General features: G+C 72.3%; 9 protein-coding genes. 5 read left to right on the top strand and 4 right to left on the bottom strand.

Annotated features, from left to right (window positions below; all coding sequences use genetic code 11):
• Positions 1–71 precede the first annotated feature (71 nt).
• From GCU69_RS17255 to GCU69_RS17245, 3 genes are all read right to left on the bottom strand, one after another.
• Positions 72–1,130: a glucose 1-dehydrogenase gene (locus GCU69_RS17255; protein ID WP_156206561.1), complete on the bottom strand. Its 1,059-nt coding sequence runs from the start codon at positions 1,128–1,130 to the stop codon at positions 72–74.
• Between the two features lie 110 nt (positions 1,131–1,240).
• Entirely contained in the window at positions 1,241–1,744 is a 504-nt protein-coding gene (locus tag GCU69_RS17250; protein WP_098754273.1) for a metallophosphoesterase family protein, read from the bottom strand.
• A gap of 150 nt (positions 1,745–1,894) precedes the next feature.
• Positions 1,895–2,839 (bottom strand): polysaccharide pyruvyl transferase family protein, encoded by a 945-nt coding sequence (locus tag GCU69_RS17245; protein WP_107644952.1) that lies wholly within the window; start codon positions 2,837–2,839, stop codon positions 1,895–1,897.
• A 353-nt stretch (positions 2,840–3,192) separates the two neighbouring features.
• Here GCU69_RS17245 and GCU69_RS17240 point away from each other — a divergent pair, with 353 nt between their 5' ends.
• From GCU69_RS17240 to GCU69_RS17220, 5 genes are all read left to right on the top strand, one after another.
• Positions 3,193–3,954 carry a DeoR/GlpR family DNA-binding transcription regulator gene (locus tag GCU69_RS17240; RefSeq protein WP_098754274.1) on the top strand — a complete coding sequence of 254 codons (762 nt, stop codon included), beginning with the start codon at positions 3,193–3,195 and terminating at the stop codon, positions 3,952–3,954.
• A gap of 96 nt (positions 3,955–4,050) precedes the next feature.
• The gene (locus GCU69_RS17235; RefSeq protein WP_098751291.1) at positions 4,051–5,403 is read left to right on the top strand and encodes an ABC transporter substrate-binding protein; all 1,353 of its coding nucleotides are present in this window, start codon (positions 4,051–4,053) and stop codon (positions 5,401–5,403) included.
• On the top strand, positions 5,400–6,374 hold the full coding sequence (locus GCU69_RS17230; RefSeq protein ID WP_098751292.1) for a carbohydrate ABC transporter permease: 975 nt from the start codon (positions 5,400–5,402) through the stop codon (positions 6,372–6,374). The genes GCU69_RS17235 and GCU69_RS17230 overlap by 4 nt, the downstream gene beginning before the upstream one ends.
• On the top strand, positions 6,371–7,255 hold the full coding sequence (locus GCU69_RS17225; protein WP_098751293.1) for a carbohydrate ABC transporter permease: 885 nt from the start codon (positions 6,371–6,373) through the stop codon (positions 7,253–7,255). Before GCU69_RS17230 ends, GCU69_RS17225 begins: the two co-directional genes overlap by 4 nt.
• Entirely contained in the window at positions 7,252–8,241 is a 990-nt protein-coding gene (locus tag GCU69_RS17220; RefSeq protein WP_098751294.1) for a zinc-dependent alcohol dehydrogenase family protein, read from the top strand. Before GCU69_RS17225 ends, GCU69_RS17220 begins: the two co-directional genes overlap by 4 nt.
• An 85-nt stretch (positions 8,242–8,326) precedes the next feature.
• Here the strand turns inward: GCU69_RS17220 and GCU69_RS17215 are convergent, their stop codons facing one another.
• Positions 8,327–8,674, bottom strand: a complete 348-nt coding sequence (locus GCU69_RS17215; protein WP_098751295.1) for a hypothetical protein — start codon at positions 8,672–8,674, stop codon at positions 8,327–8,329.
• Positions 8,675–8,777: the final 103 nt, after the last annotated feature.

The following is an 8,777-nucleotide window of genomic DNA, read 5'->3' as shown; positions in this document are numbered from 1 at the left end:
CTGCCCGCCGGTCACCCGGCCGCACCGGCGGAGCCGGAGTGATCAGCCGGGCCCGTCCGGAGCCGGAGTGATCAGCCGGGCCCGTCCAGCGTGATGACGGTCTTGACGTCCCCGTCCTGTGGGGAGAACGCCTCGAGGAAGCGGTCCAGCGGCACGCGCCGGGTGACGAGTCCGGCGAGCCACCGCGGGTCCGCCTTCCCGAGGGCGTCCGCGGCCTGCACGAAATGCCGCAGGTTGGCGTTGACGGAACCGATCACGGCGTCGTTCTCCAGCACGATCTCCTGGTTGATGCTTCCGGCGTCGACCGTGAGGCGGCGTCCGGCGGGGGAGACGCCGGTCAGGCAGACCACCCCGTAGGCGGGGGTGCCCGCCATGGCGGCGAAGACCAGCTTCCCGGCGCCGGTCGCCTCGATCACCACGTCCGGGCGCACCGCGGAGAACACCCGATCCGGGTCCTCGGTGTGGTATTCGGCCCCGAGACCGGCGACCAGGGCGGGCTTGGGCCCGTCGGTGACCCGGTCCAGCACATGTGTCTCCAGGCCCCGCTGGGTGCCCAGCAGCGCGGCCAGCAGTCCGATCGGCCCGGCACCGGTCACCAGCACCCGCCGCGGCGCGAACCAGCTGCGGCCGCCGACCCGCTCCACCTGCTCCCACGCCTTGGCGACCACACTCGCCGGTTCGAGCAGCATGCCCACGTCCTCCAGAGCGGAGTCGAGCGCGACCGCGTAGTCCGGCTCCACGCACCACGTCTGCGCGGCGTACCCGTCCAGTTCCTTGATGCCCCGCTCGGCGTACCGGCCGTTGCGGCACATGTCGAACTCGCCGCGCTCACAGGCACCGCAGGGCACCGGGTCCGGCCGCCTCACCACGCCGACGACGAGGTCCCCGGCCGAGAAGCCGCTGCCCGGCGGCGCCTCCCGGACCCGGCCCAGCGACTCGTGGCCGATCACCAGACGGTCCCGCCCCGCGGGGGCGGTGCCGTACTGCCCGGCGGCGATCTCCCTGTCGGTGCCGCAGACCCCCACCGCGAGGCCGTCGACGAGGAGGCCGCCCGGCCCCGGCCGCGGCTCCGGAAGCTCGCGCACCTCCAGCGAGCCGGGCCGGCCGGGCAGGACGGTCAGTGCGTACATGTCGCTCTCCTCCACACGGACGGCGGTAGCGGACGGCGGTACCGGATGAGTAGCCGCCCGCGGCGCGCGGAAACCGGCGGCCGCGGGCCGGGCGGGGACTGAGGCCGCCGTCAGCGCCGGGGCGGCAGCCGGTGCAGGGTCACCCCGGTCAGCCGGCCCGCCGCCAGCTCAGCCGTCATGTACGTGCAGTGCGGCTGCCTGCGGCGGTCGGTCGGCGAACCCGGGTTGAGCAGCCGCAGGCCGCCCGGCGCCGCGGTGTCCCACGGAATGTGGCTGTGCCCGAAGACCAGCACGTCCAGGTCCGGGAACCGGCGCGCGCAGCGGGCCTCGCGCCCCTGGGCCGCGCCGGTCTCGTGGACCACGCCGAAACGCAGCCCGGCCAGCTCCGCGTACGCCACCTCGGGCAGCCGCGCCCGCAGATCCGGACCGTCGTTGTTGCCGTACACGCCGATCAGCCGCCGGGCGCGGGACTCCAGCAGATCGAGGGTGGCCGTGTCCACCCAGTCCCCGGCGTGGACGACGACATCGGCGCGCGGGACCTGCTCCAGCAGTTCCTCCGGCAGCGCCTTGGCGCGCTTGGGCAGGTGGGTGTCGGACATCAGCAGCAGGCGCACCCCGCCACCGTAACCGCCGCCCCTGCGCGTCGGCCGTCCGCCGCCAGTCCGCGTCGGCCGTCCGCCGCCACCGCGTCGGCCGTGTGCCGCCCGTCCGCGTCGTCCGGCGCCGACTCGGTGCGCCGCCCGTCCGGCGGCCCGCGCGCAGGCTCAGTGCGGCGCGGAGCGCAGGGCCTCGTCCAGCCCCCGCAGCAGCTCCGACTCCGGCGCGTCGCGGAACTCGGCGCCGCGCAGCCGGGCCAGCGGCACGCCCGGCCCAAGACACCAGTCCCACCAGTGGTCCAGCCGCCCGGCGTCGGCCGACTCGGCCGCGACGACCGCGGGCCACCGGCACGCCCGCGCCTGGGCCGTGAGCTTCGCCCCGCCCTGGACGGGATCGACGGCCAGCGCGGGGACGCCGCAGCGCAGCGCGACCACCAGGCCGTGCAGCCGGTTGGTGACGACCAGGTCGAGCCGTGCCACCGCCGCCTCGAACTGTGCGGTGGTCGCGCAGTGCCGCCAGTCCCGGATGTCCAGACGCGTGTCCAGCTCCAGCCGGGCGCAGTCCTTGCCGCCCAGCCAGCCCGTGAGCGTGTCACCCGCGCTCTCGTGCCGCCGCCGGCTGCCGTACTCGTGCTGCCCGTGGGTCAGTACGACGCCCACCACCGGCGGCACCCCGGCCGGCGGCGCGGACGCGGCGAGGTCGCGGCGCGGCTCGCGGCCGGGCGCGTCGCGCGGCAGGACATGGTGGAAACCGAGCACGGCCGGGTCCGCCGGATCCAGCACGGAGGTGCCCACCGCGAGCCGCGCGCAGTGGGCGAACCGCTCGTGCAGCGCCTCGACCTGCGGTCCGTGCAACGGGCCGCACAGGAACACCAGGGTGCTGTACCGGTCCGGGTCGAGATCCTCCAAATGCAGCCCGTCCGGCCGGAACCCGCTGCTCCACGCGATGTCGTAGGCGGTGCCCCGCCGGTCCAGGGACGCCTGGACGCGGTGCAGCGACAGCACGTCCCCGGCCGTCGCCTCACCGTCGGTGAAGCTGAACCACCCGGTCAGCAGCAGCCGTCCGTGGCCGGAACGCTCCGGCCGGCTCTCCGTCTCCCGCACCACGGACATCGGCGCTCCTCCCCGTACGGACCGCTACGGACCGCTCCAGCGAGTCCCCCGGGGCGGCTGCCCGTAAACGGGCGCGTGTCCGTTCCCACACCGGAAACGGGCGCGAAACGGGCGCCGCACGGCGCCGACCGTGCGCCGGCGGGCGGCCGCGGCCGTGGCGAAACGCCTCGACCAGCGGTGCCGCTGCCCCGAAACGGGCACACTCGGGCACGATCTGTGGAACTCCGGTCCTGGTCAACGCATTCCCGGGCTTGTACAAATGCCTGCAACGCCCGAACGGTCATCCCGCCGTGCCGACGGTCGGCCGGAGCCCGGGGATAGCAGTGACAGGAACAGCAGAGGGGAGGTGCGCCGTGGACGCCGAAGAGCGCCGGAGGGGGATCCTGGAGGCCACCCGGCGCACAGGGGCCGCCGAGGTCAACAAGCTCGCCGCGGACTTCGGCGTGGCCCGCGAGACCGTGCGCCGGGACCTGCGGGTCCTGGAGGACCACGGCCTCGTACGGCGCACGCACGGCGGCGCGTACCCCGTGGAGAGCGCCGGATTCGAGACCACGCTCGCCCACCGCACCACCATGCACGTCCCCGAGAAGAACCGGATCGCGGCCGCCGCCGGTGATCTGATCGGCGACGCCGAAACCGTCTTCATCGACGAGGGGTTCACCCCGCAGCTCATCGCCGCCCGCGTCCCGGTGGACCGGCCGCTGACCGTGGTCACCGCCTCCCTGGCGACCGCGGGCGTCCTGGCCGGGCGCGAGCACACCACCGTGCTGCTCCTCGGCGGCCGGGTGCGCGGCGGGACGATGGCGACGGTCGACCACTGGGCGACGAAGATGCTCGCCGGGTTCGTCATCGACCTGGCCTTCATCGGGGCCAACGGCATCTCACGCGAATACGGTCTCACCACCCCCGACCCCGCGGTCTGCGAGGTCAAGAGCAAGGTGATGGAGGTGTCCCGGCGAAAGGTCTTCGCCGGGGTCCATACCAAGTTCGGGGCCGCCAGCTTCTGCCGGTTCGGCTCGGTCGCGGACCTCGGGACGATCGTCACCGACACCGGCCTGCCGCTGGCCGAAGCCCATCGCTACTCCCTGCTGGGCCCCCAGGTCCTCCGCGTCTGACCGGGCCGCCGCCGCGGCCCGCCCCCNCGCCCCACGCACCACCCCGCATCCCCGCACCCCACCGGACGCTCCATCGAGCGGTTGGGAGACATCTCCATGTCGAGAAATCGACACAGGCTGCGCACGCTGATCGTGGCAGCGGCCGCCGGATCCCTGCTGACGGCCTGCGCGGGAGCAGGCGGGCTCGGCACCGACGAGAACACCATCAACGTCCTGATGGTGAACAACCCGCAGATGACCGAGCTGCAGAAGCTCACCGCCAAGCACTTCACCGCCGAGACCGGCATCAAGGTCAACTTCACCGTGCTGCCCGAGAACGACGTCCGCGACAAGATCAGCCAGGACTTCGCCAACCAGGCCGGCCAGTACGACGTCGCCACGCTGAGCAACTTCGAGATCCCCTTCTACGCCGAGAACGACTGGCTGCACCCCCTGGACGAGCACATCGCGGGCGACCCCGGCTTCGACCAGGACGACATCCTGGAACCCGTCCGGGAATCCCTCACCGCCGAGGACGGCAAGGTCTACGGCGAGCCCTTCTACGGCGAGTCCTCCTTCCTGATGTACCGCAAGGACGTCTTCGAGGAGCAGGGCCTGAAGATGCCCGACAAGCCCACCTGGGAGCAGGTCGCCGAATTCGCGGCGAAGACCGACGGCGCCCGCGAGGGCATGAAGGGCATATGCCTGCGCGGGCTCCCGGGCTGGGGCGAGATGATCGCCCCGCTGACCACGGTCGTGAACACCTTCGGCGGCACCTGGTTCACCGAGGACTGGGAGGCGAAGCTCACCTCACCGGAGTTCACCGCGGCCACCGAGTTCTACGTCGGCCTGGTGCGCGAGCACGGCCAGGCCGGAGCCGCCCAGTCCGGCTACGCCGAGTGCCTCAACAACCTCACCCAGGGCAACACCGCCATGTGGTACGACGCCACGGCCGCCGCCGGATCGCTGGAGGCGGCGGACTCCCCGGTGAAGGGGAAGATCGGCTACGTGCAGGCCCCGGTCGCCGAGACCGACAGCTCCGGCTGGCTCTACACCTGGGCCTGGGGCGTCCAGCAGGCATCCAAGAAGCCCGACAAGGCATGGGAGTTCATCTCCTGGGCCTCCGGCAAGGACTACGAGCGGCTGGTCGGCGAGGAGATCGGCTGGGCCAACGTCCCGGCGGGGAAGCGCAGTTCGACGTACGACCACCCCGAGTACCGCAAGGCGTCCGGCACCTTCGGAGATGTCACCCGCCGCTCCATCGAGAGCGCCGACCCGCGGGACCCGGGAGTGCAGCCGCGGCCCACCATCGGTGTCCAGTTCGTCGACATCCCCGAGTTCTCCGACCTGGGGACCAAGGTCTCGCACGAACTCAGCGCGGCCATCGCCGGCCGCCAGTCCGTCGCCTCGGCGCTGAAGAAGTCGCAGGCCATGGCGGAGGAAGTCGGAGAGGAGTACCAGCAGCGATGAGCACCCCACTCGCCGAGTCCACCGCCCCGCGCACCAGCGGGACCCCCGCCGCACCGCGGCCCCGCAAGGAGCAGTCGCAGCGTCTCAAGGCCTGGGCCACCCGGGCGCCCCTGCTTCCCGCCCTGGTGTTCCTGATCGTCGTCACCCAGCTGCCGTTCGCCGCGACGCTGGTGATCTCCCTCTTCGACTGGAACGCCTTCTCCCCGGACAACCGCCACTTCACCGGCCTGTCCAACTACTCCGCCGTCGCCACCGATCCCGCGCTGCGGGAGTCCGTCCTCACCACCGCCGTGCTGACCGCCGCCGTGGTCGTCACCAGCGTGGTCCTCGGGCTGCTGCTGGCGCTGCTGCTGGACCGCTCCTTCAAGGGGCGCGGCCTGGTGCGCACCATGCTCATCACGCCGTTCCTGCTGGTGCCCGTCGCCGCCGCGCTGATGTGGAAGCACCTGCTCTACAACCCGGAGTACGGACTCCTCAACGGCACGCTGGCCGCGGTCGCCGGCCTCTTCGGCGCGGACGCCCCGCAGCCGGAGTGGATCTCCACCATGCCGCTGATGGCGGTGGAGGCCGCGCTCGTCTGGCAGTGGACCCCGTTCATGATGCTGATCCTGCTGGCCGGCCTGCAGAGCCGCCCGCACGACACCATCGAGGCCGCCCGGCTGGACGGCGCCGGGCCCTGGCAGATCTTCCGCTACCTCACGCTGCCGCACCTGCGCCGCTACCTGGAACTCGGGGTGCTGCTCGGATCGATCTACATCGTGCAGAACTTCGACGCCGTCTTCACCATGACCAAGGGCAGCCTCGGCACCGCGAACCTGCCGTACACCGTCTACCAGACCTTCTACGAGGGCCACGAGTACGGCCAGGCGTCCGCCGCCGGGGTCATCGTCGTCATCGGCTCCATCGTCATCGCGACCTTCGCGCTCCGCGTGGTCCTGTCCCTCTTCCGCGAGGAGGTGTCCCGGGGATGAGCAGTCTCACCGCAGCCCCCGTCTCCGCCGGCCCGACGGGCGACCGGGTCCTCCGGCGGGCCCGCCGCCGCAACACCGCGCTGGGTCTGCTGGCCTGGGTGGTCGGCCTGGTGTTCGTCGCCCCGGCCCTGTGGATGGTGCTGACCTCCTTCCACAGCGAGCCCGACGCGGCGACCAACCCGCCCTCGCTGGGCGCGCCGCTGACCTTCGCCTCGTACCGCGAGTTCTTCGCGGGCCGGGGCGGCGCGAGCCCCTGGCCGCCGCTGATCAACTCGCTGTGGGCGAGCCTGGCGTCGACGCTGCTGGTCCTCGTGCTGGCGCTGCCGGCCGCGTACGCCCTGTCCATCCGGCGGGTCCGCAAGTGGACCGACGTGATGTTCTTCTTCCTCTCCACCAAGATGCTGCCGGTCGTCGCCGGGCTGCTGCCGGTGTTCCTCTTCGCACGCAACACCGGGCTGCTCGACAACATCTGGCTGCTCGTCATCCTCTACACCTCGATGAACCTGCCGATCGCGGTGTGGATGATGCAGTCCTTCCTCGCCGACGTCCCGGTGGCCGTCATCGAGGCCGCGCAGATCGACGGAGCACGGCTGCCCGCGATCCTCACCCGGGTCATCGCCCCGATGGCCGGACCCGGCATCGCCGCCACCGCGCTGATCTGCTTCATCTTCAGCTGGAACGAGCTGTTGTTCGCCCGTGTCCTGACCGGCGTGGTCGCGCAGACCGCCCCGGTCTTCCTGACGAGCTTCGTCACCAGCCAGGGCCTGTTCCTGGCCCAGCTGTGCGCGGCGTCGGTCGTCATCTCCCTGCCGGTGCTCGCCGCCGGCTTCGCCGCCCAGGACAAACTCGTCCAGGGCCTGTCGCTAGGAGCAGTCAAATGAGGGCCGCACTGATCGAAGCCCCGGGCCGGGTCGCGCTCACCACCGTCCCCGACCCCACCCCCGGAGCCCGCGAGGTCGTCGTCGAGGTGGCGGCCTGCGGGCTGTGCGGCACGGACCTGCACATCCGGCAGGGCGAGTTCGCCCCCACGCTGCCCATCGTCCCCGGGCACGAGTTCGCCGGGGAGGTCGTCGGGCTGGGCTCGGAGGTCACCGAGCTGAGGATCGGCGACCGGGTCGCGGTCGACCCCTCGCTGTACTGCTTCGAGTGCCGTTACTGCCGCAGCGGGCACAACAACCTCTGCGACCGCTGGGCCGCGATCGGCGTCTCCGTCCCCGGCGGCGCCGCCGAGTACGCCGTCGCGCCGGTCGCCAACTGCGTCCGGCTGCCCGACCACGTCTCCACGGCGGACGCGGCCCTGATCGAGCCGCTGTCCTGCGCGGTCCGCGGTTACGACGTGCTGGGCAGCCGGCTCGGCGCCGAGGTGCTGATCTACGGGTCCGGCACCATGGGGCTGATGATGCTGGAGCTGGCCAAGCGCACGGGCGCCGCCTCGGTCGACGTCGTCGACATCAACGACGACCGGCTCGCCACGGCACGGCAGCTGGGCTGCTCGCGCGCCGCCTCGGGCGCCGTGGAACTGGACCAGCCGCGCGGCTGGGACGTGGTGATCGACGCGACCGGCAACGCGGCCGCCATTCAGGACGGCATCGGCCGGGTGGCCAAGGCCGGAACGTTTCTTCAGTTCGGCGTCGCGGACTACGCGACGACCGCCGTCATCGAGCCGTACAAGATCTACAACCAGGAGATCACCATTACCGGCTCCATGGCGGTGCTGCACAGCTACGAGCGCGCCGCCGACCTGTTCGCCACCGGCGTGCTCGACCCGGGTGTCTTCATCAGCCACCGGATGCCGCTGGACAAGTACCCGCAGGCTTTGGACCAGTTCGCCTCCGGCGTCGGCCGGAAGATCGTCGTCGAGCCCTGACCGCCCGCATCCCCGGCGGCACGCCTCCGCGATCCGTACGGCACCGTGCCGTACGGATCGCGGAGGTCCTGTCCTGTCGTGCGGGCTACGGCCGGTTGCCCTTGGGCTTGCCGCGCTGGTCGTCGGTGCCGTGCGGCGGCGGGTGGATCGGCTCGGGGGAGGTCGCCGGCGACACCGGCGAACCGCCCGCCGAGGACCGCGGCGTCTGGTGCAGGTCGCTGCCGCCGGGGGAGGGGGTGCTGCCCTCCTCGAGCTGCCGCAGCCGGGACGTGATCAGCGTGAGCACGGGCGCGCGGTTCGCGTGCTCCTGCTCGTAGTGCCGCAAGGTCTCCAGCTCGGCGCTGTCCAGGGTGTGGAGGCGGTGCTCCAGCGTGCCGGCCGACAGCTGGTCGTAGTCGGGCAGCGGAAGGTCGTCGCCGTGGTGGTGGCTCATGGGCAGGGCCTCCTGGGATTGTGCTCGGAACGCCCAGGTGCCCGCGAGACGCACCCCGAAACAGGGGAGTGGCCCCGCTGTCCGGTGGCCGGTCTTCGGAGAG

Source organism: Streptomyces lycii (assembly GCF_009735685.1).
GTDB lineage: Bacteria > Actinomycetota > Actinomycetes > Streptomycetales > Streptomycetaceae > Streptomyces > Streptomyces lycii.
The sequence above is the reverse complement of the archived record's forward strand: the minus strand, read 5'-3'. Positions and strand labels throughout refer to the sequence as shown.

What these genes read in the sequence shown, in the direction of transcription:
- GCU69_RS17255 (WP_156206561.1), bottom strand. Translation starts at nt 1,130, where the DNA reads ATGTACGCACTGACCGTCCTGCCCGGCCGGCCCGGCTCGCTGGAGGTG.
- GCU69_RS17245 (WP_107644952.1), bottom strand. Translation starts at nt 2,839, where the DNA reads ATGTCCGTGGTGCGGGAGACGGAGAGCCGGCCGGAGCGTTCCGGCCAC.
- GCU69_RS17235 (WP_098751291.1), top strand. Translation starts at nt 4,051, where the DNA reads ATGTCGAGAAATCGACACAGGCTGCGCACGCTGATCGTGGCAGCGGCC.
- GCU69_RS17230 (WP_098751292.1), top strand. Translation starts at nt 5,400, where the DNA reads ATGAGCACCCCACTCGCCGAGTCCACCGCCCCGCGCACCAGCGGGACC.
- GCU69_RS17225 (WP_098751293.1), top strand. Translation starts at nt 6,371, where the DNA reads ATGAGCAGTCTCACCGCAGCCCCCGTCTCCGCCGGCCCGACGGGCGAC.
- GCU69_RS17220 (WP_098751294.1), top strand. Translation starts at nt 7,252, where the DNA reads ATGAGGGCCGCACTGATCGAAGCCCCGGGCCGGGTCGCGCTCACCACC.
- GCU69_RS17215 (WP_098751295.1), bottom strand. Translation starts at nt 8,674, where the DNA reads ATGAGCCACCACCACGGCGACGACCTTCCGCTGCCCGACTACGACCAG.